20 protein-coding genes are annotated in these 22,514 nt (G+C 73.2%); 12 read left to right on the forward strand and 8 right to left on the reverse strand.

Translation table 11 applies throughout. The features are described from left to right. The first annotated feature begins 1 nt into the window (after nucleotide 1). Genes ABZY33_RS24455 through ABZY33_RS24510 form a run of 12 tightly spaced genes read left to right on the forward strand, consistent with a single transcriptional unit; the run spans nucleotide 2 to nucleotide 12,794 of the window. Entirely contained in the window at nucleotides 2-1,243 is a 1,242-nt protein-coding gene (locus ABZY33_RS24455; RefSeq protein WP_356493787.1) for an O-antigen ligase domain-containing protein, read from the forward strand. A 2-nt stretch (nucleotides 1,244-1,245) separates the two neighbouring features. Next, nucleotides 1,246-2,457, forward strand: a complete 1,212-nt coding sequence (locus ABZY33_RS24460) for a glycosyltransferase (protein WP_356493788.1) — start codon at nucleotides 1,246-1,248, stop codon at nucleotides 2,455-2,457. Further along, a complete protein-coding gene (locus tag ABZY33_RS24465) occupies nucleotides 2,454-3,704 on the forward strand; it encodes a class I SAM-dependent methyltransferase (RefSeq protein WP_356493789.1) in 1,251 nt (416 codons plus the stop codon). The genes ABZY33_RS24460 and ABZY33_RS24465 overlap by 4 nt, the downstream gene beginning before the upstream one ends. Beyond that, nucleotides 3,701-4,495 carry a glucose-1-phosphate cytidylyltransferase gene (locus tag ABZY33_RS24470; RefSeq protein WP_356493790.1) on the forward strand — a complete coding sequence of 265 codons (795 nt, stop codon included), beginning with the start codon at nucleotides 3,701-3,703 and terminating at the stop codon, nucleotides 4,493-4,495. Before ABZY33_RS24465 ends, ABZY33_RS24470 begins: the two co-directional genes overlap by 4 nt. Beyond that, nucleotides 4,492-5,139 carry a PIG-L family deacetylase gene (locus ABZY33_RS24475; RefSeq protein WP_356493791.1) on the forward strand — a complete coding sequence of 216 codons (648 nt, stop codon included), beginning with the start codon at nucleotides 4,492-4,494 and terminating at the stop codon, nucleotides 5,137-5,139. The genes ABZY33_RS24470 and ABZY33_RS24475 overlap by 4 nt, the downstream gene beginning before the upstream one ends. Before the next feature lie 3 nt (nucleotides 5,140-5,142). Continuing rightward, nucleotides 5,143-6,168 (forward strand): SDR family oxidoreductase, encoded by a 1,026-nt coding sequence (locus ABZY33_RS24480; protein ID WP_356493792.1) that lies wholly within the window; start codon nucleotides 5,143-5,145, stop codon nucleotides 6,166-6,168. 17 nt (nucleotides 6,169-6,185) lie between these two features. Further along, nucleotides 6,186-7,439 carry a DUF4910 domain-containing protein gene (locus tag ABZY33_RS24485; RefSeq protein WP_356493817.1) on the forward strand — a complete coding sequence of 418 codons (1,254 nt, stop codon included), beginning with the start codon at nucleotides 6,186-6,188 and terminating at the stop codon, nucleotides 7,437-7,439. 5 nt (nucleotides 7,440-7,444) lie between these two features. Continuing rightward, nucleotides 7,445-8,731, forward strand: a complete 1,287-nt coding sequence (locus tag ABZY33_RS24490; protein ID WP_356493818.1) for a hypothetical protein — start codon at nucleotides 7,445-7,447, stop codon at nucleotides 8,729-8,731. Then, a complete protein-coding gene (locus ABZY33_RS24495) occupies nucleotides 8,728-9,675 on the forward strand; it encodes a glycosyltransferase family 2 protein (protein WP_356493793.1) in 948 nt (315 codons plus the stop codon). The genes ABZY33_RS24490 and ABZY33_RS24495 overlap by 4 nt, the downstream gene beginning before the upstream one ends. Next, nucleotides 9,672-10,913, forward strand: a complete 1,242-nt coding sequence (locus ABZY33_RS24500; RefSeq protein ID WP_356493794.1) for a polysaccharide pyruvyl transferase family protein — start codon at nucleotides 9,672-9,674, stop codon at nucleotides 10,911-10,913. The genes ABZY33_RS24495 and ABZY33_RS24500 overlap by 4 nt, the downstream gene beginning before the upstream one ends. Beyond that, nucleotides 10,910-11,461 carry a dTDP-4-dehydrorhamnose 3,5-epimerase family protein gene (locus tag ABZY33_RS24505; protein WP_356493795.1) on the forward strand — a complete coding sequence of 184 codons (552 nt, stop codon included), beginning with the start codon at nucleotides 10,910-10,912 and terminating at the stop codon, nucleotides 11,459-11,461. Before ABZY33_RS24500 ends, ABZY33_RS24505 begins: the two co-directional genes overlap by 4 nt. Before the next feature lie 7 nt (nucleotides 11,462-11,468). Further along, complete coding sequence (locus ABZY33_RS24510) at nucleotides 11,469-12,794, forward strand: glutamate-1-semialdehyde 2,1-aminomutase (protein ID WP_356493796.1); 1,326 nt, start codon at nucleotides 11,469-11,471, stop codon at nucleotides 12,792-12,794. Nucleotides 12,795-12,811: 17 nt separating this feature from the next. Here ABZY33_RS24510 and ABZY33_RS24515 read toward each other — a convergent pair whose 3' ends face one another. The 8 genes from ABZY33_RS24515 to ABZY33_RS24550 all read right to left on the reverse strand — a co-directional run bounded on the left by ABZY33_RS24515 (nucleotide 12,812) and on the right by ABZY33_RS24550 (nucleotide 22,457). Next, a complete protein-coding gene (locus ABZY33_RS24515; RefSeq protein ID WP_356493797.1) occupies nucleotides 12,812-13,549 on the reverse strand; it encodes a phosphatase PAP2 family protein in 738 nt (245 codons plus the stop codon). A gap of 50 nt (nucleotides 13,550-13,599) precedes the next feature. Continuing rightward, complete coding sequence (locus ABZY33_RS24520; protein WP_356493798.1) at nucleotides 13,600-15,057, reverse strand: amino acid permease; 1,458 nt, start codon at nucleotides 15,055-15,057, stop codon at nucleotides 13,600-13,602. Further along, on the reverse strand, nucleotides 15,054-16,622 hold the full coding sequence (locus tag ABZY33_RS24525; protein ID WP_356493799.1) for a GMC oxidoreductase: 1,569 nt from the start codon (nucleotides 16,620-16,622) through the stop codon (nucleotides 15,054-15,056). Before ABZY33_RS24525 ends, ABZY33_RS24520 begins: the two co-directional genes overlap by 4 nt. A 33-nt stretch (nucleotides 16,623-16,655) precedes the next feature. After that, complete coding sequence (locus ABZY33_RS24530; protein ID WP_356493800.1) at nucleotides 16,656-18,122, reverse strand: aldehyde dehydrogenase family protein; 1,467 nt, start codon at nucleotides 18,120-18,122, stop codon at nucleotides 16,656-16,658. Nucleotides 18,123-18,329: 207 nt separating this feature from the next. Next, nucleotides 18,330-19,427, reverse strand: a complete 1,098-nt coding sequence (locus ABZY33_RS24535; protein WP_356493801.1) for a glutamate--cysteine ligase — start codon at nucleotides 19,425-19,427, stop codon at nucleotides 18,330-18,332. Between the two features lie 100 nt (nucleotides 19,428-19,527). After that, the gene (locus ABZY33_RS24540; RefSeq protein ID WP_356493802.1) at nucleotides 19,528-20,664 is read right to left on the reverse strand and encodes an LCP family protein; all 1,137 of its coding nucleotides are present in this window, start codon (nucleotides 20,662-20,664) and stop codon (nucleotides 19,528-19,530) included. A 29-nt stretch (nucleotides 20,665-20,693) separates the two neighbouring features. Then, complete coding sequence (locus tag ABZY33_RS24545; protein ID WP_356493803.1) at nucleotides 20,694-21,254, reverse strand: transglycosylase SLT domain-containing protein; 561 nt, start codon at nucleotides 21,252-21,254, stop codon at nucleotides 20,694-20,696. Nucleotides 21,255-21,629: 375 nt separating this feature from the next. Beyond that, nucleotides 21,630-22,457 carry an aldo/keto reductase gene (locus ABZY33_RS24550; protein ID WP_356493804.1) on the reverse strand — a complete coding sequence of 276 codons (828 nt, stop codon included), beginning with the start codon at nucleotides 22,455-22,457 and terminating at the stop codon, nucleotides 21,630-21,632. Between the last annotated feature and the right edge of the window lie 57 nt (nucleotides 22,458-22,514).

Below are 22,514 nucleotides of genomic sequence, written 5' to 3' on the forward strand. Positions count from 1 at the left end.
GGTGGCCGACGAACCGGCGCGCACCCCGCGGGCGGTGGGGGTCGTCTGGGGGCTGCTGGGCCTGAACACGCTCGGCTCCGCCGGGGCGAAGACCATCGTCCCGCTGCCCCGGTCCCTGATCCAGCTGGTGACGATGGGCGCGCTGGTCGCCGCGTTCACGCTGGCGCTCGTCCTCAACCGGCGGCTGCGGATCCGGCCGAGCGCCTTCCTGTTCCTGCTGACGCTGCTGCTCGTGCCGAGCGTGCTCTCCAGCCTGCACCTTGAGTCCGGACTCGGTGCGCTGTTCCGCTGCTGCCGCCTCGCGCTCTTCGTGGCCACGCTGTGGCTGCTGAGCTGCTGGTGGGACGGGAGCACGACGTTCGTGCGCCACCACATCCGGATGTACTTCGCGGCGATCGCGACGGCCGCCGCCGGCCTGGCGATCTCGCCCGGCGCGGCCATGCCCGAGCTGTACGGCGGGCGGCTGGTCGGCGCCCTGTGGCCGCTCACCCCGCCGCAGATCGGGCAGTACGCCGCGGTGATCATCGGGCTCACCGTGCTGCTCCTCCTCGCCCGCGGGACCGACGGGCGCGGCGCCGCGGTGATCATCGTCGTCGCGCTCGTCCTGCTCGCCATGACGCACACCCGCACGGCGACGCTCGGCCTGCTCGTCGGACTGCTCCTGGCGATCGGCTCGCTGGTCCTGACCAGCGCCGCCGCCCGCCGCTTCTTCGCCTGGTCGGTGGTGGTCGCCACGGTGGCCGGGCTGGCGCTCGCCTCCGCGCTGCAGGCGTGGTTCCTGCGCGGGCAGAGCAAGGAGAACTTCAGCAGTCTCACCGGCCGCGCCAAGGTCTGGGACGCCCTGCTGGCGGCGCCTCGCTCGACGGCCGAGCAGCTGTTCGGGACGGGGCTCGGCGACAAGTCGTTCGGCGGGCTGCCGATCGACAACAGCTGGCTGGCCGTCTACAACGAGCAGGGCCTGACCGGGGTCGCCCTCGTGGCGGCGATGTTCGTGGTGCTCGGCGGGGTGGCGCTGCTGCGGCCGCCGTCGCCGGCGCGGGCCGGTGCCATCTTCCTGATCAGCTACGTCGCGATGTCCTCGTACACCGAAGCCGGTCTGGGCGACGCCTCGCCGTACCTGCTCCATCTCGCCCTGGCCGCCTCGTTGCTGGCGGCGCCCGCCGCGCCGGCCACGCCGCTGCCGGCGCCCGCGCTCCCGCGCCGGCGTGTCCCGCGCTGGGCCCGGACCTCGGAGGTGACCTGAGCATGCACGTCCTCGTGGTGCACAACCACTACGGCTCGGCGCAGCCGAGCGGCGAGAACCGCGTCGTCGACCAGGAGGTGGAGCTGCTGCGCGCGGCCGGCCACCGGGTCGGGCGGTTCGAGCGGCGCAGCGACGACATCGCCGGCCGGTCGCTGCCGGGCAAGGCCGCGGTGCCGCTGCTCGTGCCGTTCAACCCCGCGGTCCGCTCGGAGCTGGCCGCGCGGCTGCGTGCCGACCGGCCGGACGTGGTCCATGTGCACAACGTCTTCCCGCTGCTGTCCCCCGCGGTCCTTTCCGCCTGTGCCGACGCCGGGGTGCCGGCCGTCGCCACGCTGCACAATTACACCCAGGTGTGCGCGCCGGGCACGCTACAGCGGGACGGCCGGGTCTGCACCGAGTGCGCGGGCACCACGGTGCCGCTGCCCGCCGTCCGGCACGGCTGCTACCGCGGATCCCGCCTTGCGACGGTGCCGCTCGCGGTCGGCCTGGCGGTCAACCGGCGGCGGTGGTGGGCCGGGGTGGAGCGGTTCCTGTGCATCTCGGCGGCCCAGCGCGACGTGCTGGTGCGGGCCGGGATGCCGGCCGGCAAGCTCGCGGTGAAGCACAACTTCGTGCCCGATCCGGGGCTGGTCCGTCAGGGCGCGGGTGAGCAGCTGCTCTTCCTGGGCCGGCTCGCGGAGGCGAAGGGCGTGCGGCTGCTGATGGCCGCGTGGGACCTGCTCGCCGCCGAGGGCGGCGTGGGGGTGCCGCTCGTCATCGCCGGGACGGGGCCGCTGGAGGGGGCGGTGTCCGCCTGGGCGGCGGGCCGGGACGACGTGCGCTACGTCGGCCTGTACGACCCGCGGCAGTGCCAGGAGGCCGTGGCGCGGTCGGTCGCCGTGCTGGCTCCCTCGACGGCGATGGAGACCTTCGGCCTGGTGGTCGCGGAGGCGATGGCGGCCGGGGTCCCGGCCGTCGCAGCGGCGCACGGCTCCTTCGTCGAACTCGTCGAGGACGGCGTGAGCGGGTTGCTGCACCGGCCGGGCGAGGCCGCCTCGCTGGCGTCCTGTCTGCGCCGGATCACGGCGGAGCCGGCGCGCAACCAGGAGATGAGCCGGGCGGCCCGGCGCCGCTACGAGCGGGGCTTCAGCCCGGCCGTCGGCCTGCAGCGCCTGGAGGAGGAGTACCGCACCGCGATCGCGGGGCGGTCGAGAGCAATGGGGGGAAGTAGATGACACGATGCCGACTCTGCGGCTCGGCGGCGATGGAGAGCGTCGTCGACCTGGGAGCGACACCGCCGTGCGAGAGTTTCCTCGCGGCTGACCGTCTCGACCTGGCGGAGCCCGCGTACCCGCTGCACCTGCGGGTGTGCACCGACTGCTGGCTGGCGCAGATCCCGCCGCTGATCACGCCGGAGGAGACGTTCGAGGAGTACGCGTACTTCTCGTCCTTCTCCACCTCCTGGGTGGAGCACGCGCGCACGTTCGTCGCGGACGCCGTGGAGCGGGCGGCCCTCGGCCCGGACGGCTTCGTGGTCGAGGTCGCGAGCAACGACGGGTACCTGCTCAAGCACGTGGTGGAGCGCGGTCTGCGCTGCCTCGGCGTCGAGCCGTCGGTGAACGTCGGTGCGGCGGCGCGGGACGCGGGGGTGCCCACGCTCACCGCGTTCCTCTCCCCCGAGACCGGCGCGGCCGTCCGCGCCGAGCACGGCCCGGCGGACCTGGTCGTGGCCAACAACGTGTACGCGCACATCCCGGACGTCATCGGTTTCACCCAGGGGCTGCGCTCCCTGGTCGCCGACGACGGCTGGGTCTCCATCGAGGTGCAGCACCTGCTGACCCTGATCGAGCAGAACCAGTACGACACGATCTACCACGAGCACTTCCAGTACTACACGGTGGCCTCCGCGATCCGGGCGCTGGCCAGCGGCGGACTGGCGCTTGTGGACGTCGAGCTGCTGCCCACGCACGGCGGTTCCATCCGGCTGTGGGCCCGGCCGGCCGAGGCGGCGGGCGAGCCGTCCGCGCGGGTCGCCGACGTGCTGGCGCGGGAGAAGGCGGCCGGGCTGCAAGAGCTGTCCGGGTACACCGAGTTCTCCGCCCGGGTGGCCAAGGTCCGCCGTGACCTGCTCAAGTTCCTCATCGAGGCGGCCGAACGCGGCGAGACGGTGGTCGGCTACGGCGCCCCGGGCAAGGGCAACACCCTGCTCAACCACTGCGGCATCCGGCCCGACCTGCTCGCGTACACGGTCGACCGCAACCCGTACAAGCACGGCAGGTACACGCCGGGCACCCGCATCCCGATCCTGCCGCCGGAGCAGATCGAGGCCGACCGGCCGGACTACGTCCTCGTCCTGCCGTGGAACCTGCGGGAGGAGCTGGTCGAGCAGCTCTCCTTCGTGCACGACTGGGGCGGCCGGCTGGTCTTCCCCATACCGGAACTGAGCGTTGTCGAAGCCACGTCTGGAGAGGGCGCAGCATGAAGGTCGTACTGTTCTGCGGCGGTTACGGAATGCGGATGCGCAGCGGCGCCGCGGACGACGTGCCCAAGCCGATGGCGATGGTCGGGCCGCGCCCGCTGATCTGGCACGTCATGCGCTACTACGCGCACTTCGGGCACACGGAGTTCATCCTGTGCCTGGGTTACGGCGCCCACCACATCAAGAACTTCTTCCTCAACTACGAGGAGACGACGTCGAACGACTTCGTGCTGCGGGGCGGGCGCACGGAGCTGCTCTCCACGGACATCTCCGACTGGACGATCACGTTCGCGCAGACCGGCATCGAGTCGCCCATCGGTGAGCGGCTGCGCCGGGTCCGCCACCACCTGGACGGCGACGAGATGTTCCTCGCCAACTACGCGGACGTGCTCACCGACGCCCCGCTGCCGCGGATGATCGAGCAGTTCGCCGGGCGCGACGCGGGCGCGTCGATGATGGTGGTGCCGCCGCAGTCCTCCTTCCACTGTGTGGAGCTGGGCGAGAACGGCCTGGTCGGCGGCATCACCGCGGTGAGCGAGCTGCCGCTGTGGGAGAACGGCGGCTACTTCGTGCTCCGCCAGGAGGTCTTCGACCACATCCCCGAGGGCGGGGACCTGGTCGCCGACGGCTGCGCCGAACTGGCCAAGAGCGGACGGCTCGTGGCGCACCAGCACCGCGGTTTCTGGAAGCCGACCGACACGGTGAAGGAGCGGGCGGCGCTGGACGCCGCCTACGCCCGCGGCGAGCGCCCGTGGGCCGTGTGGGAGCGGGACCGGGCCGGGGTGGGCGCGTGATCCGGCTCGGGGCGCGGGGCCTGGAGCGGATCGTGGCGGTGGGCGCGCACTGCGACGACATCGCCATCGGCGCCGGCGGCACACTGCTGACGCTCTGCCAGGCGCGGCCGGGCATCCGCGTCGACGCGCTGGTGCTCTCCGGGGGCGGCGGCGAGCGCGAGCAGGAGGAGCGGGCCGCGCTCGCCGCCTTCTGCCCGGGCGCCGACCTGCGTCTGACCGTGCTCAAGCTGCCGGACGGCCGGTTGCCGGTGCACTGGGACGAGGCGAAGGCCGCGGTCGAGGAGGTGCGCGCGCGCACCGATCCGGACCTCGTCCTCGCGCCGCGCACCGACGACGCGCACCAGGACCACCGGGGCCTGGCCCAGCTGATGCCCACCGCCTTCCGCGACCATCTCGTGCTCGGCTACGAGATCGTCAAGTGGGACGGCGATCTCGGCCGGATGGCGGCGTACCAGCCGCTGACGCCGCAGACCGCCGAGGAGAAGGTGCGGCTGCTGCAGGAGCACTACCCCTCGCAGCGGCACCGGCCCTGGTACGACCGCGAGGCCTTCCTCGGCCTCGCACGGATCCGCGGTATCGAGTGCCACGCCCGCTACGCCGAAGCCTTCGCCGTCACCAAACTCACTCTCGACCTGGGGGAATGAACCTTGCGCGTACTGCTCACCGGACACCAGGGCTACCTGGGCACCGTCATGGCCCCGGTGCTCGCGGCCGCCGGACACGAAGTCGTCGGTCTCGACGCCGGTCTGTTCGCCGACTGCGTCCTCGGCCCGCCGCCCGCGGACCCCGCAGGGCACCGGGTGGACCTGCGCGACGTCACGGCCGACCACGTGTCCGGGGTGGGCGCCGTGATCCACCTGGCCGCGCTCTCCAACGACCCGCTGGGCTCGCTCGCGCCCGAGCTGACCTACGACATCAACCACCACGCCTCGGTGCGCCTGGCCCGGCTGGCCCGCGAGGCGGGCGTACGGCGCTTCCTGTACGCGTCCACGTGCTCGGTCTACGGCGCCGCCGGCGGCGGCGACCTGGTCGGCGAGGACGCCCCGCTGCGTCCGGTGACGCCGTACGCCGAGTCCAAGGTGCGGGTCGAGGACGACCTGCACGCGCTGGCGGACGGCGACTTCACCCCGGTGTACCTGCGCAACGCCACCGCGTTCGGCTTCTCCCCGCGGCTGCGCGCCGACATCGTGCTGAACAACCTGGTGGGCCACGCGCTCCTCTCCGGCGAGGTGCTGGTCCTCTCCGACGGCACTCCCTGGCGCCCGCTCGTGCACGCCGCCGACATCGCGCGCGCCTTCGCCGCCGCGCTCACCGCGCCGCGCGAGGCGGTCCACGACCGGGCGTTCAACATCGGCAGCGAGACCAACAACGTCACGGTCGCCGAGATCGCCGGGCAGGTCGCCGAGGCGGTGCCCGGCGCCCGGGTGCGGATCACCGGGGAGAACGGCGCCGACCCGCGCTCCTACCGGGTGGACTTCTCCCGGTTCCGGGCCGCGATCCCCGGCTTCGACTGCGCGTGGACGGTGAAGCAGGGCGCTGTCGAACTCGCCGACGCCTACCGGAAGTTCGACCTGACCCGGGAGGACTTCGAGCGGCGCTTCACCCGGCTCGCCGTGCTGCGCGCCGCCACCGAGGCGAAGGCCGTCGACGCCACCCTGCGGCGGCGCGGGTGACCGCGGCCGGCGCGGCGATGCACGCGCTCGTGGAGCGGCTCTACCCGCTGTGCCGGAGCATCACCGGCGACGGGGTGCGCGCCACCCTGGACATCGTCGGCGAGTACCTCCCGCTCCAGGTGCACGAGGTGCCGACGGGGACGCAGGTGCTCGACTGGACGGTGCCGCAGGAGTGGAACATCCGGGACGCCTACGTCGCGAACGCGGCCGGTGAGCGGGTCGTCGACTTCGCGGCGTCCAGCCTGCACGTGCTCGGCTACAGCGTGCCGGTGTCGGCGCGGATGCCGCTGTCCGAGCTGCGCGAGCACCTGTACACCCTGCCGGACCACCCGTCCTGGGTGCCGTACCGCACCAGTTACTACCAGCCGCGGTGGGGGTTCTGCCTGGCCCAGGAGACGCTGGACGCGCTGGAGGAGGGCGAGTACGAGGTGTGCGTCGACTCCACGCTCGCCGACGGCCACCTCACCTATGCCGAGCACGTGGTCCCCGGGCAGGTCTGCGACGAGGTGATCGTCTCCTGCCACACCTGCCATCCGTCGCTGGCCAACGACAACCTGGCGGGCATCGCGGTGGCGACCTACCTGGCCAGGGAGCTGGCCGGGCGTACGCCGTACTACACCTACCGGTTCATCTTCGCGCCCGGCACCATCGGCGCGATCACCTGGCTGGCCCGGAACGCGGAGCGGGTGGACCGGGTCAAGCACGGTCTGGTGCTGGCCTGCGCCGGGGACCGGGGCGACCTGACGTACAAGCAGAGCAGGCGCGGTGACGCGGAGATCGACCGGGTGCTGCGGCACGTCCTCGCCACCTCGGGGCGCCCGCACCGGGTCACCGAGTTCACCCCGTACGGGTACGACGAGCGCCAGTACTGCTCCCCCGGCTTCGACCTCGGTGTCGGCTCGCTGACCCGGACGCCGTACGCCGGATACCCGGAGTACCACACCTCGGCGGACGACCCGTCCTTCGTCGCCCCGGAGGCGATGGCGGACACCCTGGCCGTGTGCCGCGAGGCGTTCGCCCTCCTCGACCGCAACCGCCGGTACGTCAACCTGAGTCCGTACGGCGAACCGCAGTTGGGCCGGCGGGGTCTGTACGACGCCCTCGGCGGGCGCAGCGACACCCAGCAGGCCCAGCTGGCCATGCTCTGGGTGCTCAGCCTCTCCGACGGGGAGCGGAGCCTGCTCGACGTGGCCGAGCGGTCCGGGCTCGCGTTCGACACCGTCGCCGCGGCGGCCGACGCCCTGCACGGGGCCGGGCTGATCAAGGCATGACGTCGATGACCGCCGGCGGGAAGCCGACGAGGCCGGCCGGGTCCGCCCGGCGGGCCCTTGTCGGCCGGCTCTCCTGGGGCCTGGCCGACCAGGCGGCCTCCAGCATGAGCAACTTCGTGGTGGGGGTCTACGTGGCCCGCTCGCTCGGGGTGACCGCCTTCGGCGTGTTCAGCCTGGCCTGGGTCACCTACGGCGTGGTGCTCAACGTCTCGCGCGGTCTGGCCACGGACCCGCTCGTGGTGCGGTTCAGCGGTGTGGCGCCCGCGGACTGGCGCGCGGCGGCGGCCCGCGCGTCGGGGACCGCGCTCGGCGTCGGCCTCGTCCTCGGCGCGCTCGCCCTGGCCACCGGGCTCGCCGTAGGGGGCCGGGTGGGGCCCGCGTTCGCCTGCCTCGGCGTCGTCCTGCCCGGGCTGCTGCTCCAGGACGCGTGGCGGTTCGCGTTCTTCGCCGCGGGCACCGGGCGCAAGGCGTTCGTCAACGACGTCGTGTGGGCCGTCGCGCTCGTCCCGGCCATGGTGGTGGCGGCCCGCGCCGGCACCGTGGGGGCCTTCGTGCTCGCCTGGGGCGGCTCCGCGGCGGTGGCCGCGGCCTACGGCTGCTTCCAGTCCGCCCTCGTGCCCCGGCTCGCCGGAGCCCGCGCCTGGCTCCGCGACCACCGAGACCTCGGCTCCCGGTACCTGGCCGAGAACGTCACCAACAGCGGCGCCGCCCAGCTGCGGGCGTACGGGCTCGGCGTGCTCGTCGGGGTCGGCGCGGTAGGCGTGGTGCGCGGTGCCGAACTCCTGCTCGGCCCGTTCATGGCGGTCCTGATGGGGCTCTCGCTGGTCACCGTGGCGGAGGCGGCACGGGTGCTGCGGCGGGCCCCGCACCAGCTGGGCCGGTTCTGCCTGCTCCTGGGCGGCGGGCAGGCCGCCGCCGCGCTGCTGTGGGGCGCGGCGCTGCTGCTGGTGCCGGACCGGGCCGGCACGTTCGTGCTCGGCGGCGTCTGGGACCACGCCTCGCAGCTCATCGTGCCGGTCACCCTCGGCGTCGCGGGCGCCGGACTCGGCACCGGCGCGGCGGCCGGGCTGCGCGCGCTGGGCGCGGCCCGGCGCAGTCTGCGCAGCCAGCTGATCGCCTCGGCCTGCTATGTCACCGGCGGGCTCGGCGGCGCGGCCGCGGCCGGCACGGTCGGCTCGGCTTGGGGCGTCGCCTGCGCGACCGCCTGCGGCTCGGCCGTGTGGTGGTGGCAACTGCGGTCGGCCCTGCGCGCGCACCACCGGAACACCCTTCCCGAAGTGAGGACGTCATGACCGCACAACCCCGGCTGAGCATCGGCCTGCCCGTCTACAACGGTGAGGAGTACCTCGCCGAATCGCTCGACGCCCTGCTCGGCCAGACCTACGAGGACTTCGAGCTGGTCATCACCGACAACGCCTCGACCGACGGGACCGAGTCCCTGTGCCGCAAGTACGCGGCGCGGGACTCCCGCATACGCTACCTCCGGCTGCCGCGCAACATCGGCGCCGCGCCCAACCACAACTACGTGTTCACGCAGTGCCGCGGCGAGCTGTTCAAGTGGGCCTCGCACGACGACCTGTACGCCCGTGACCTGCTGCGGCGCTGCGTGGAGGCGCTCGACGAGCACCCCGGGGTGGTCCTCGCCCACGCCGACCAGGCGGTGATCGACGGCGCGGGACAGGTGAAGGTGCCCTACGCGTACACGCTCGCCACCGATTCGCCGCGGGCACCCGAGCGGTTCCGCAGCCTGCTCTTCGAGCCGGGCGGCGACGACTTCTACGGGGTGCTGCGGGCCGACGTGCTGCGCCGGGTCAAGCCGCACGACAGCTACCACCACGCGGACCGCACCTTCGTCGCCGAGATCACCCTGCACGGCCCCTTCCACCAGGTGCCGGAGCTGCTGTACTTCCGCCGCGACCACCCCACCCGCGCCGAGCGCGCCAACCCCTCCCTGCGCTCCCGGTGCGTCAACCTCGACCCGCGCCGGGCCGGTCCCCTGCACCCGGTGCCGCGGCTGCTCGCCGAGTACGTCTGGGGTTTCGCCGAGGCGATCCGGCGGGCGCCGCTCTCGGTGGCCGACCGGCGCGCCTGCTACGGCCATCTCGCCGCGTGGATGGCGAGCCGCGCCCGGCCGGGCGCGGGTGAGCGGGTGGAGGACCGCGCCCCGGTCGACCCGGCCGCGTCCGGGATCTCCCTGGACACCCTGGTCGCCGGACGCGAGGGACGGCAGGCGTGACGCGGCGGACGGCCCCGGCGCGCGTCGGGGTGTTCGGTCTGCTCGGCTCCGGCAACCTCGGCAACGACGGTTCGCTGGAGGCCGTGCTCGGTTACCTGCGCACCGCCCATCCGCGGGCGGTCGTGGACGCGCTGTGCGGCGGGCCCGGGGCCGTGGCCGCCCGGTACGGGATCCGGGCGACGCGGCTGCACTGGTACCGCGGGGAGTACCGCACCGCGTCACGGGCGGGCGCGGTCGCCGGCAAGGGCGTGGGCAAGCTCGTCGACGCCGTCCGCACCGCGGCCTGGGTGCGCCGGCACGACGTGGTGATCGTGCCGGGCATGGGCGTCCTGGAGGCCACGCTGCCGCTGCGGCCGTGGGGTTTCCCGTACGCGCTGTTCCTGCTCTGCGCGAGCGGGCGTCTTCTCGGCACCCGGGTCGCGCTGGTCGGCGTCGGCGCGGGACCGATCGGCGACCCGGCGACCCGGGCCCTGGTGCGCTGGTCGGCGCGGCTGGCCGCGTACCGCTCGTACCGGGACACGCTGTCGCGTGACGCGATGCGGGAGATGGGCGTCGACACCGCGCGCGACACGGTCCACCCGGATCTCGCCTTCGCCCTGCCGGCCCCGCCGCCGCGTCCGCCCGGGGACGCGCCGGGCCCGGTCTGCGTCGGCGTCATGGCCTTCCACGGCGGCAACGACGACCGCGCCCGCGCGGCAGAGATCCACCGGCGCTACCTGGACGGGACGACCCGGTTCGTCCGCGCGCTGGCCGAGGAGGGCCGGGAGGTCCGGCTGCTCACCGGCGACGGGGTCGACGCTCCGGTGGTCGAGGCGATCCTCGCCGCGGTGGACTCGCCGCTGGTCACCGCCGCCGCGACGGCCTCGCTCGCCGACCTGATGAAGGAGACGGCCGCCGCGGACGTCGTGGTGGCGACCCGGTACCACAACCTGGTCTGCGCGCTGAAGACCGGCACACCGACCCTGGCCCTGAGCTACGCGGCCAAGTCCGACGCGCTGATGGCGCAGATGGGTCTCGGCGCGTACTGCCACCCGGCCCGGGAGGTCGACGCCGACCGGCTGCTCGACCAGTTCCGTGCCGTGGAGCGGCGCGCCGCCGAGCTGCGGCGGACCCTGGCCGAGCGGAACCGGGTGGCGGCCGAGCACCTCCAGCGCCAGTTCACCGCCCTGAGCACGGCCCTGTTCCCGGCGAGCGGTGCCACCGACGCCCCCGTCCACACCCCGCAGGAGGCATCATGAAGGCGACCGCGGTCCCGGAGATCGACGGCGCGTACCTCTTCGAGCCGACGCCGTACGCGGACGAACGCGGCTTCTTCTGCCGCACGTTCGACGCCGACGTGGTCCGCTCGGTGGGGCTCGATCCGACCGCCTTCGTCCAGGACAGCCTGTCCCGCTCGGCCCGGGGGGTGGTGCGCGGGATGCACCTGCGCTCCGGCGCGGGTGAGGCCAAGCTGGTGCGCTGCTCGTACGGGAAGGTCTTCGACGTCGTCGTGGACCTGCGCGAGCACTCGCCGACCTACCTGGGCCGGGCCTCCTTCGAGCTGTCCGGCGCGGCGCAGACGACGCTGTACATCCCGGCGGGGTGCGCGCACGGCTTCCAGGCGCTGACCGAGACCGCCGACACCTCCTACCGGATCGACCGCCCGCACGACCCCGCCGAGGACGTGACGATCGCCTTCGACGATCCCGGCCTCGCCATCGCCTGGCCGCTGCCGGTCACCTCGGTGTCCGAGCGGGACCGGCGGGCGCCGGGCCTCGCCGAGGTCCTGAAGCAGAGAGAGAGCTGACGCCGACGTGGACACCGAAGAGTTCGCCCTGCCCCGCTCCCGGCAGGCCAACGAGCGGCTGCACGCCCTGATCCCCGGCGGTGCGCACACCTACGCCAAGGGCGACGACCAGTACCCCGAGGGCCTCGCCCCGGTCATCAGCCACGGCCGCGGCGCCCACGTGTGGGACGTCGACGGCAACCGCTACATCGAGTACGGCTCCGGGCTGCGCTCGGTCAGCCTCGGCCACGCCCACCCCCGGGTGGTGGAGGCGGTGCGGCGCGAGCTGGACCGCGGCAGCAACTTCGCGCGGCCCTCGATCGTGGAGGTGGCGGCCGCGGAGCGGTTCCTGGCCACGGTACCGACCGCGCAGATGGTGAAGTTCGCCAAGAACGGCTCCGACGTCACCACCGCCGCGGTCCGCCTCGCCCGGGCCGTCACCGGGCGGGCGCGGGTGGCCGTCTGCGGCGACCATCCGTTCTTCTCCGTCGACGACTGGTTCATCGGCACCACGCCGATGTCCGCGGGGATCCCGGCGGCGACCACCGACCTCACGGTGGCGTTCCCCTACGGGGACCTGCCCGCGACCGAGGCGCTCCTCGCCCGGTACCCGGGCGACATCGCCTGCCTGATCCTCGAACCGGCCGCCCACACCGAGCCGCCGCCCGGGTACCTCGAAGGGCTGCGCGCGCTGGCCGACCGGCACGGCTGCGTCCTGGTCTTCGACGAGATGATCACGGGGCTGCGCTGGTCCGAGGCGGGCGCGCAGGGCCTGTACGGCGTGGTCCCCGACCTGTCCACGTTCGGCAAGGCGCTGGGCAACGGGTTCGCCGTCTCCGCGCTGGCCGGGCGCCGCGACCTGATGGAGCGGGGCGGCACCCGCCACGCGGGCGAGCGGGTGTTCCTGCTCTCGACGACGCACGGGGCCGAGACGCACGCGCTGGCGGCCGCGATGGCCGTGCAGAGCACCTACACCGAGGAGGGCGTCACCGCGCGGCTGCACGCCCTCGGCGAGCGGCTGGCGGCCGGGGTCCGGGAGGCGGCCGCGGCCATGGGCGTCGGCGACCACGTCCTCGTCCGGGGCCGGGCGAGCAACCTGGTCTTCGCCACCCTCGACGCACACCGGCGGCCCTCGCAGGAGTACCGCACGCTGTTCCTGCGGCAGTTGCTCGCGGGCGGGGTGCTCGCCCCGTCGTTCGTGGTGAGCAGCGCGCTCGACGACGCCGACATCGACCGCACCGTCGATGTGGTGGCGCAGGCCTGCGCGGTCTACCGCAAGGCGCTGGACGCGGGTGACCCCGCGCCCTGGATGGGCGGGCGGCCGGTGCGGCCGGTCTTCCGCCGCCTGGCCTGAGGCGAGGTGACGCGGCGTCAGCCGTGGTCCGGGCGCGCGGAGTCGGGGCCGCGACCGGCCGCGCGGTCGACGAGCCAAGCGGTCGCCGGCACCACGGCCAGGGCCGTGCACCAGCCGCCGAGCACATCGGTCGGGTAGTGCGCGCTCAGCATGACCTGCGCCCAGCCCATCACGACGCCGGCGACCAGCGTGGCGGCGAGTACGAGCAGCAGGGCGCCGGTCCGGCGCCACCGCGCGCGGCCGGCCACGACCAGCGCCACCACGAAGGCGAACGCGCTGAGGAAGGCGGTGTGCCCGCTCGGGTACGACAGGTTGTCCTCGCCGTGGATGGTGCGTCCGACCAGGGACTTGGCCAGCGTGGTCGTGAGGACGGCGAGGCCGGGCCCGGCGACGGCGAGGACGGCCGCGCGCGGGCGGCGCAGCCACAGGCAGCCCGCCACGGCGGCCGCGATCAGCAGCACCGCTCCGGCGGGCTCGCCCAGGAAGTCGACGGCGAGGGCGAGGCGGCGCCAGGGCGGCCGGATGGCGTCCGCCGTCGGGTCGGCGAGCCAGCGGTCCACCCGGCCGGGCCGGCTGTGACCGGCGTACATGACGCCGAGCACGAGGGCCACCAGCGCGCCGGCTACGGCGGTCGGCGCGAGCGCGGGACGCAGCGCCCCGGGCAGCAGTGCTCGGGCGGGCGGAGGTAACTCCCGTTCTTCCGTGCCCTGGTGCGGCCGCGCCGGCCTGCGTGCGGTGACCTTCTTGTCTGCCATGTGCAGCAGTATCTGGTATGCCGGTCCGCGATGTGCCGGTCCCCGTGGTCCTACTGGTTCGGCACCGCGTCGTCGGCGGGCGCGTCGCTGCGTCCGTAGTGGTGGGTGGTGACCATGTAGAGGAGCCCTACGGCGACCACGACGCCGCCGCTGAGCAGCACGATCCAGTTGTCGAACCAGGCGGCCTCGGGGGTGCGGGGCCAGGCGATGTTGACGATGGCGAAGATCCCGTAGGCGAGGGCGCCCGCGTTGACCAGCAGGCCCCAGCGGCCGAGCCGGTACTCGCCGCTCGGCCGCCAGCCCTTGAGGCGGGCCCGCAGCGCCGCGAGGACGACCATCTGGAAGGCGGTGTAGATGCCGAGGATCGCGAAGGACACGATCTTGGTGAGGGCGTCGGCCGAGATCAGGGAGCCGACGGCGATCAGCGCGGGGACGACCGCGGAGACCAGCAGCGCGTACTGCGGCACCGCGCGCGAGGGCGAGAACCTTCGCAGCAGCCGGTGGCCGATGATCATCTCGTCGCGGGCGTAGGAGTAGATGAGCCGGCCCGCCGCAGCCTGAAGGCTGATCGTGCAGGACAGGAAGGAGATGAGGACGACGCCCATGACGATGCGGGCGCCCGCCTCGCCCAGCGCGTCGAAGAGGATCCGCACGACCGGGTCGGGGTCGTCGCCGGAGATCACGGCACGGTAGTCGGTGACGGCGAGCAGCAGCGTCAGGCAGGTGAAGGTGGCGGCCGCCCCGCCGACGTAGATGGTGCGGCGCATCGCCTTGGGGATGACGGTGCCGGGGTGCTTGACCTCCTCGGCGACGTCGCCACAGGCCTCGAAGCCGTAGTACTGGTAGAAGCCGATGATGGCCGCGCCGAGGAAGACGGGCAGGTAGGAGCCGTCGCCGGCGGTGCCGTAGTCGTCGAAGAGGACGCCGAGGCCGTGGAAGCGGTGGGTGACGAGCAGGATGATGCCGACGACGAGGGCGCCGATCAGCTCGGCGCCGAAGCCGATCAGCGCCGCCCACGAAAGGGCCTTCGTACCGGCGTAGTTGATGAGCACGGCGATGACGATCAGCGCGACCGTGCAGAGCACCGTGGTGTGCACGGTGGGCCGGAAGCCGAGCAGCATGGCGATGTAGGGTCCGGCACCGTACGCGACGCTGGTGATGGTCACGAGCAGCGCCCACAGGTAGATCCAGCCGGTCATCCAGGCCCACCGCTTGCCCCACAGGCGCCGGGCCCACGGGTAGACACCGCCCGCGACCGGATACTGCGCGACGACCTCGCCGAAGACCAGGGCGACGAGGAACTGCCCGCAGCCCGCCATGACGAAGGCCCAGATCATCGGCGGGCCGCCGGAGGCGAGCGCGGTGCCGAAGAGGGTGTAGGTGCTGACCACCGGCGAGAGGTAGGTGAAGCCGAGGGCGAAGTTCGCCCAGGGGCCCATGTCCTTGCGGAACTCCGAGGCGGACTCGTCCGCGGACGCGGCGCCGTCCGGTGTGGCGGGAACGGTCATCGCCCCGGTCCGTCCGTCGCCGGCGGACGCGGCGCCGGCCGGGGGGCGATGAGATCGGCGGCGCGCTCGGCGGCGAGCAGCACGGTGACCATGGGGTTGACGGTCGGCATGGTCGGGAAGACCGACGCGTCGACGATGCGCACGCCGTCGTGGCCGCGCAGCCGCAGCTCCGGGTCGACCACCGCCATCGGGTCGTCCTCCGCGCCCATCCGGCAGGTGCCCGCCGGGTGGTAGACGGTGTGGGCGGCGCGCCGTCCGTACTCCGAGAGGTCGGCGTCCGAGGTGACGCCGGGGCCGGGCGCGACCTCGCGCAGCAGCCAGTCGTTCAGCGGGGCGGCCGAGGCGACCTCGCGGGCGATCCGCAGACCGTCGACGATGGTGCGTTCGTCGTACCCCTCGGGGTCGGTGAAGTAGCGGAAGTCCAGGGCCGGTTTGACGGACGGGTCCGCGCTGTGCAGCCACATGCGGCCGACGGAGCGGGCGCGCGGCACGTTCGGGGTCATGCAGACGCCGTGTTCGGGGACGGGGTAGCCGAGGCGTTCGGTGTTGACCGTGAACGGCACTTGGTAGAAGTGGAACATCAGGTCGGGGCGCGGGCCGCTCGCGCTGTCGCGGCGCACGAAGAGCCCGGCGTCGGAGTCCATCGCGGAGTTGGGCGGCAGCGGGCCGCGGGTCTCCCAGACCATCACGGACTCGGGGTGGTCGAGGAGGTTCTCGCCGATCCCCGGCAGGTCGGCCTCGACCTCGATGCCCAGCTCGCGCAGGTGTCCGGCGGGGCCGATGCCGGAGAGCATGAGCAGGCGCGGGGTGTCGATGGCGCCGGCGCACAGCAGCACCTCGGCGTCGGCCTCCAGGGTCGACGACGATCCGTCGGGGTTGCGGACCTGGATGCGGGTGAAGCGGCCCTCGCTGTCCCGCGTCAGCCGGTGCGCCCAGGTCTCCAGGCGCAGCGTCAGGTTCGGGCGGTCCAGGACGGGGTGCAGGTAGGCGACCGAGGCGGAGGAGCGGTTGTTGGTCGCGGGGTCGTAGGCGAGGGAGAAGAAGCCGGCGCCGTCGGCGAAGGGGCGGGCGTTGAAGTCCTCGACGACAGGGACGCCGAGCCGGCCGGCGGCGGCCGTGACGAAGTCCTGCGCGATGGCGTTCCGGTCGGCGGGGCCGACGGGGACGATGGTGTTCTGCAGCCGGGCCCGGTACGGCAGGATCGTCCCGGGGTCCCAGCCGGCGCAGCCGAGCCGCACCCACTCCTCCAGGTCCTCGGGGAAGGGCAGGAAGCTGATCAGCGTGTTGTGCGAGGAACAGCCGCCGAGGACGCGGGCCCTGGAGTGCAGGATGTGGGAGTTGCCGCGCGGCTGTTCCTCGGTGGTGTAGCCGTAGTCGAACTGCGAGCCGAGCAGGTTGATCCAGTTGCGCAGTTTGAGGATGCGGTCGTCGCCGACGTCGCTCGGGCCGCCCTCCACCACGCAGACCCGGCAGGCCGGGTCCTCGCTCAGCCGCGCCGCCAGTACGGATCCGGCCGTACCGCCACCGATGATCACGTAGTCGTAGGTCGTCGTCTCGTCGTCCATGCCCTGCCCGTCCGCTCGCCGTGTCCGTCCGTGTCAGCCCTTGAACCAGCCGGAGGGGCCCGGGTCCAGGTTCTGGTAGATGTGCTTGGCCTCCTGGTACTCGCGCAGGCCGGTCGGGCCGAGTTCGCGGCCGAAGCCGGAGCGGCCGAAGCCGCCCCATTCGGCGCCCGGCACGTAGGGGTGGAAGTCGTTGATCCAGACGGTGCCGTGCCGCAGTCGCTCCGCGACGCGCTGGGCGCGGCTCGCGTCGTTGGTCCACACGCCGCCCGCGAGGCCGTAGCGGGTGTCGTTGGCCAGCTCCACCGCCTCGTCCTCGTCGTGGAAGCGTTCCACGGTGACGACCGGGCCGAAGACCTCCTCCCGCACGATGCGCATGGAGCGGTCGCAGTCGGCGTAGATGGTGGGCAGCAGGAAGAAGCCGCGGGAGAGCTCGGGGTCGTCGGGGCGGCCGCCGCCGCAGACCAGGCGGGCGCCCTCGGCGCGGGCGACCTCCAGGTACCCCTCGACCTTCGCCCGGTGCTCGGCCGAGCTGAGCGGTCCGCTCTCGGTGCGCGGGTCGAGGCCGTTGCCGAGCCGGATGGTCCGGGCGCGGGCGGCGAGACGTTCCACGAACCGGTCGTGCAGGCAGTCCTCGACGAGGAGCCGCGAGCCGGCCGAGCAGACCTGCCCGGAGTGGAGGAAGGAGGCTTCGAGTGCGTGGTCCACGGCCGCTTCGACGTCGCAGTCGGCGAAGACGACATTGGGGTTCTTGCCGCCGAGTTCGAGCGCGAGGTTCTTCACGCCCGGTGCGCACGCCTCCATGATCCGGCGCCCCGTGGCCAGGCCGCCGGTGAAGGAGACGAGGTCGACGTCGGGGTGGGCGGCCATGGCGGCGCCGACGGTGGCGCCCGGCCCGAGCACCAGGTTGGCGACCCCGGCCGGGGTTCCCGCCTCGGCGATCAGCCGCATCAGGTGGATCGTGGAGAGCGGGGTCGTCTCACTGGGCTTGAGCACGAAGGTGTTGCCCGCGGCCAGGGCGGGGGCGACCTTCCAGGAGGCCTGGAGCAGCGGGTAGTTCCAGGGCGCGATGAGCGCGCAGACGCCGACGGGGTGGTAGGTGACGCGGCTGAGCACGCCGGGGCCGACGTCCACGACCCGGCCGCCGTCCTTGTCGGCGATCTCGGCGAAGTAGCGGAAGGCGTTCGAGACGTCCTCGATGTCGATGCGTGCCTCGGCGAGCGTCTTGCCGGTGTCGAGGCACTCGACGCGGGCCATCTCCTCCTGGTCGCGCAGGAGCAGCCGCGCCACGGTGTGCAGGATGTCGGCGCGCTCGCGGGTGGCTGTCCGCGGCCAGCCGCCACGGTCGAAGGCCCGGCGCGCGGCGGCCACGGCCAGGTCCACGTCGGCCGCGTCCGCGTCGTCGACCTGCTGGACGACGGTGGCGTCGAAGGGGTTGACGACGTCCCGCCGCGCCCCCTGGACGGCGCCGGTCCACTCCCCGTCGACGAACAGCTCCGGCATCGTGGTCTCCCTCGCTCGCGCACCAGAGCGGCGCCGGGGTGACCCGCCGGCGGCCGCGCACCGGCCCCCAACATCGTCCGGCGGGCCCGTCCGGCGCGTCCGGCACACCGGGCGGGCGAGGGTTGGCCGTCAATGTGACCTGGTTGGGCTATGGAGCGGGACGCGGGCCGGTGCGCTCGCGCGGGAGCGCCGGGCGGACCCGGGGGTTCAGACGTCGCGGGCGGTGCGCTTGACGCACTCGGCGACGACGTCCCGCAGGCTGCCGGTGCGGGCGAAGGTCTCACGCTGGACGCGCGCCCCGTTGCCGTCGCGCAGGAGCCGGTCGAGGCGCGAGCGGACCTCGTCGTAGTCGCCCGCGTCCTCCAGTGCCGCCCGTACGTGCGTGACGAGGGACTCGACGGCCCTCGCCGCCGGGGCGGGGCGCATCGTGACGGGATCCACCAGGTCGTCGTCGAGACCGGAGCGGCCCGCGCGCCAGCTCGCGAGCCGCAGCAGGGTCACCGGGACCGGGGCCGGGGGTTCACCGGCCCGCCACTGCCGGGCCGCCGTCTCGACGAGGCCGCGCACCAGCATGGCGAGGAGCACCGTCATGGACGGTTCGAGGCAGACGTCGGCCACCCGGATCTCGACGGTGGGGTGGGCGGCGGAGAGCCGGGCGTCGAAGTAGATCATGCCGTCGTCGCGCAGGGCGCCGGTCGCGACCATGGCCTCGATCTGCTCGTGGTAGGCGGCGGCGTCCTCGAAGACGCCCACCGGGCCCGCGGAGGGCCAGCGCCCCCAGACCCGGCTGCGATAGCTGGCGTAGCGGGAGTCCTGGCCCTGCCAGAAGGGGGAGTTGGCGCTCAGGGCGAGCAGCACGGAGAGCCAGGGCCGGATCCGGTTGAGGACTCCCACGCCCTCTTCGTCGGACTCGACGTGGACGTGGACGTGGCAGCCGCAGGTGAGCTGTTCCTGCGTGGTCAGGCCGAACTGCTCCTCCAGCCACTGGTAGCGCTCGCCGGTTCCGACCGTGGGGCTGACCGGAAGCGGGGAGGTGGCCAGTGCGGCGATCTCGGCGCCCAGGGTCCGCGCGTGCCGGGCCGCCTGCGCCCGCCACTGGACGATCTCCCGCGCGAGGTCCGTCATGTCCGTGTGCGGGCTGGTGGCGAACTCCAGCTGCTGGCGGTGGAGTTCCGCCTCGAAGGCGTCGTCGTCGCTCTTGTCCTCGCGTGCCGCCATCGCCAGGACGGCGTGCGACAGCGCCCGCGCCTCACCGCTCTCGCCGTCGACGAGCAGCAGCTCCTCTTCCACACCGACACTGCGCATTCATACCGTCCCAACAAAGTAGCGAGCACGCCTGTCGGGGCCTTGTACCCCACCGGGGGCCGGTTCTAGCAGGCGAATGTGGTGGCGAGCCGGGTCAGGGTCAGGAGGACGCCGACACGGGCGAATCGGTCCGGGCGGCGACCGAGTCATGGGTCGCCGACGCGGGGACGGGCCGGTCGTGGCGCAGCGCGTCCCAGACGCGGTGCGAGGCCGTCTCGAGCGGCAGGACGCGGCCGGCGTCCTGGGCGTCGTAGGTGACCGGCAGGGTGACCATGTCGGTGCGAGCGGGGCTGATGCCCTTCAGGTCCTTGCCGAGGCCCAGGAGCTTGTCGGTGGAGGCGAGGCCGGAGTCGGCGCTGATGGTCTTGGTCGCGGTGTCGGCCAGGTCGTAGGCCTTGCCGGGGTGGCCGAGCGGGTCGACGGTGTCCGCGCGGTGGATCAGGGCCTTCATGAACGCCTGCTGGAGCTGGATGCGGCCCAGGTCGCTGCCGTCCGCGACGCCGTGCCGGGTGCGGACGAGCTCCAGGGCCTGCTTGCCCTTGAGGGTGTGCCGGCCCGCGTCGAGGGAGAGGCCGCTGGCGGGGTCGTGGATGGCCCGGTGCGTGGTGACGTCCACACCGCCGAGTTCGTCGATGAGCTTCTGGAAGCCCTCGAAGTCGACCTCGAGGTAGTGGTCCATGCGCAGGCCGGACATGTTCTCGACCGTCTTGACCGTGCAGGCGGGCCCGCCGACCTCGTAGGACGAGTTGAACATGGCCTCGTGGGCGGCCGGCGCGGTGGAGCCGTGGCCCGTCGCGCACCGGGGGCGCTCGACCATCGTGTCGCGCGGGATGCTGACGACCGAGGCCTTCTTGTGGCTCTTGTCGACGTGCAGCACCATCGCCGTGTCGGCGCGGGCCCCGGCGACACCCTTGCCGTACTGGCCGTGGGTGCCTGCCCGGGAGTCGGACCCGAGCAGGAGGATGTTCATCGAGCCGTCGTGCTGGGCGCCGGGCCGGTCGTCGCCGAGGGCGGCGTCGACGTCGGTGCCCTTGATGTTGCCGTCGAGGTGCTGCCAGGCGTACGCGGTACCGCCCGCGCCCGCCAGGACCAGTCCGAGGGCGCTCCAGGTGAGGTACCGCAGGGCCCGGCTGCGCGGGCTGCGCCGTGCGCGGCGGACCCGCGCGGGTCCGTAGGGGGGCGCCGCCGAGCCGTCGGCCGGGTGCGCCTGGTGCTCGTCTCCGCTCATGCGCGGCATGCGTGGCCCTTCGTCGTCGGCCGGGGTGCTCAGTACGCCGAGTTCACGTTGTCGATCGAGCCGTAGCGGTGGGCGGCGTAGTTGGCGGCCGCGGTGATGTTGGCGACCGGGTCGGTCAGGCTGTTCGCGGTGCCCGAGACGTGGAAGCGGTCGAACGTCGGCTGGATGACCTGGAGCAGGCCCTTGGAGGGGATGCCGTTGCGGGCGTTGATGTCCCAGTTGTTCTGGGCGTTCGGGTTGCCGGAGGACTCCCGCATGATGTTGCGGTGCAGGCCCTCGTAGGAGCCGGGGATGCCCTTGGCCTTCATGATGTCGAGGGACTGGCGGATCCAGCCGTCGAGGTTGTTCGCGTAGCTCTTCTTGGCCGGGGCGGCGGCCGGCTTGGTGGCCGGGGCGGCGGCCTTCTTCGTGGCCGGGGCGGAGGTCGCGGCCTTGGCGGGCGCCTCGGCGGGCACGGCGTGAGCGGTGGTGGGGACCAGCGTGAGGGCCGCGGCGACGGCGCCGGCGGTGGCTATGCCGGAGAAGGAGACCTTGCGGAGGCGGGCGGTGCGGTCGGCGGTGGCGCTCGTGTGCGTCAGGGCGATCGACATGCGGGGGTGACTCCAATGCGGTGCGTGGGGTTCTGCCGGAGTGGACTCGGCGAACCGGGGACGACTGCAAGAGTTAGCGACGCCGGGAAGGCGACGCAAGAATGTGACGTACTACCGCATTACGAAGAAAGTCCGGTTGATCCCCGCGGCGACGGCTCCAGGACACGGCCCCGGCGCTCCCCGCACTACTACCGCCCTTCGCATGTGACGTGGCTCCTATGGGTGGGCTCACCTTCTGGGCCCTATTTCCGGACATTGAAGGGCAGGCCGGGCACCCCGGACACGCGAAAGGCCCGGTCCGTGGACCGGGCCTCTCGGGGGGCTCGTGGTGATGCTCTCGGGGGGGTGCCGCCGGTCGTGGTGGCGGCGCGGCGGTCAGCCGGTGAAGGCGTCCGGGTCGGGCCCGGTGCGCTCGTCGCGGTTGAGCGCGGAGATCTCCCCGATGTCGCCCTCGCTGAGCTCGAAGTCGAAGACGTCGAAGTTCTCCTTGATCCTCTTGTGGGTGGAGGACTTGGGGAAGACGATGTCGCCGCGCTGGAGGTGCCAGCGGAGCGTGACCTGGGCGGGCGACTTGCCTGCCGCCTGCGCGATGCGGTTGATGGTCGGGTCGTCGAGCACCTTACCCTGGGCGATGGGCGACCAGGCCTCGGTGGCGATGGCGTGCTCGGCGCCGAAGGCGCGGGCCTCGTCCTGGGTGAGGTAGGGGTGCACCTCGATCTGGTTGACGGCGGGCACCACGTCGGTGTTCTGCAGCAGCCGGCGCAGGTGGTGGGGCTGGAAATTGGAGACGCCGATCGCCTTGGCGCGGCCCGAGCGGTAGATCTCCTCCAGGGCCTTCCAGGTCTCCACGAAGTCGCCCTTGCCCGGGACCGGCCAGTGGATGAGGAAGAGGTCCAGGTGGTCGAGGCCCAGCGCCTCCATCGTGCCGTCGAAGGCCCGCAGGGCGTCGTCGCGCGCGTGGGCGTCGTTGTTGAGCTTGCTGGTCACGAAGATGTCGCCGCGGTCGATCCCGGACTCCCGGACCGCCTCGCCGACCCCCTTCTCGTTGCGGTACATCTGCGCCGTGTCGATGTGCCGGTAGCCGGCCTCCAGGGCCGCCAGCGTCGTCTCCCGGGTCTCCTCCGGCGGGATCTGGAAGGTGCCGAAGCCGAGCTGGGGGATCTGGCTGCCGTTGTTGAGGGCGATGTTCGGTACTGCGGTCACGGTGCTCTCCTCATGTCGGTAGGGGGTCTGTGGGTAGGGCTGTGGCGGGGCGGGGGG

The organism is Streptomyces sp. NPDC006552 (assembly GCF_040611655.1).
Classification (GTDB): domain Bacteria; phylum Actinomycetota; class Actinomycetes; order Streptomycetales; family Streptomycetaceae; genus Streptomyces.

Excerpts from the sequence above, each read along its gene's own strand:
- ABZY33_RS24520 (WP_356493798.1), bottom strand. The coding sequence starts at position 15,057 with ATGACCGTTCCCGCCACACCGGACGGCGCCGCGTCCGCGGACGAGTCC.
- ABZY33_RS24535 (WP_356493801.1), bottom strand. The coding sequence starts at position 19,427 with ATGCGCAGTGTCGGTGTGGAAGAGGAGCTGCTGCTCGTCGACGGCGAG.
- ABZY33_RS24505 (WP_356493795.1), top strand. The coding sequence starts at position 10,910 with ATGAAGGCGACCGCGGTCCCGGAGATCGACGGCGCGTACCTCTTCGAG.
- ABZY33_RS24515 (WP_356493797.1), bottom strand. The coding sequence starts at position 13,549 with ATGGCAGACAAGAAGGTCACCGCACGCAGGCCGGCGCGGCCGCACCAG.
- ABZY33_RS24485 (WP_356493817.1), top strand. The coding sequence starts at position 6,186 with ATGCACGCGCTCGTGGAGCGGCTCTACCCGCTGTGCCGGAGCATCACC.
- ABZY33_RS24525 (WP_356493799.1), bottom strand. The coding sequence starts at position 16,622 with ATGGACGACGAGACGACGACCTACGACTACGTGATCATCGGTGGCGGT.
- ABZY33_RS24540 (WP_356493802.1), bottom strand. The coding sequence starts at position 20,664 with ATGCCGCGCATGAGCGGAGACGAGCACCAGGCGCACCCGGCCGACGGC.
- ABZY33_RS24460 (WP_356493788.1), top strand. The coding sequence starts at position 1,246 with ATGCACGTCCTCGTGGTGCACAACCACTACGGCTCGGCGCAGCCGAGC.
- ABZY33_RS24465 (WP_356493789.1), top strand. The coding sequence starts at position 2,454 with ATGACACGATGCCGACTCTGCGGCTCGGCGGCGATGGAGAGCGTCGTC.
- ABZY33_RS24545 (WP_356493803.1), bottom strand. The coding sequence starts at position 21,254 with ATGTCGATCGCCCTGACGCACACGAGCGCCACCGCCGACCGCACCGCC.
- ABZY33_RS24495 (WP_356493793.1), top strand. The coding sequence starts at position 8,728 with ATGACCGCACAACCCCGGCTGAGCATCGGCCTGCCCGTCTACAACGGT.
- ABZY33_RS24490 (WP_356493818.1), top strand. The coding sequence starts at position 7,445 with ATGACCGCCGGCGGGAAGCCGACGAGGCCGGCCGGGTCCGCCCGGCGG.
- ABZY33_RS24470 (WP_356493790.1), top strand. The coding sequence starts at position 3,701 with ATGAAGGTCGTACTGTTCTGCGGCGGTTACGGAATGCGGATGCGCAGC.
- ABZY33_RS24530 (WP_356493800.1), bottom strand. The coding sequence starts at position 18,122 with ATGCCGGAGCTGTTCGTCGACGGGGAGTGGACCGGCGCCGTCCAGGGG.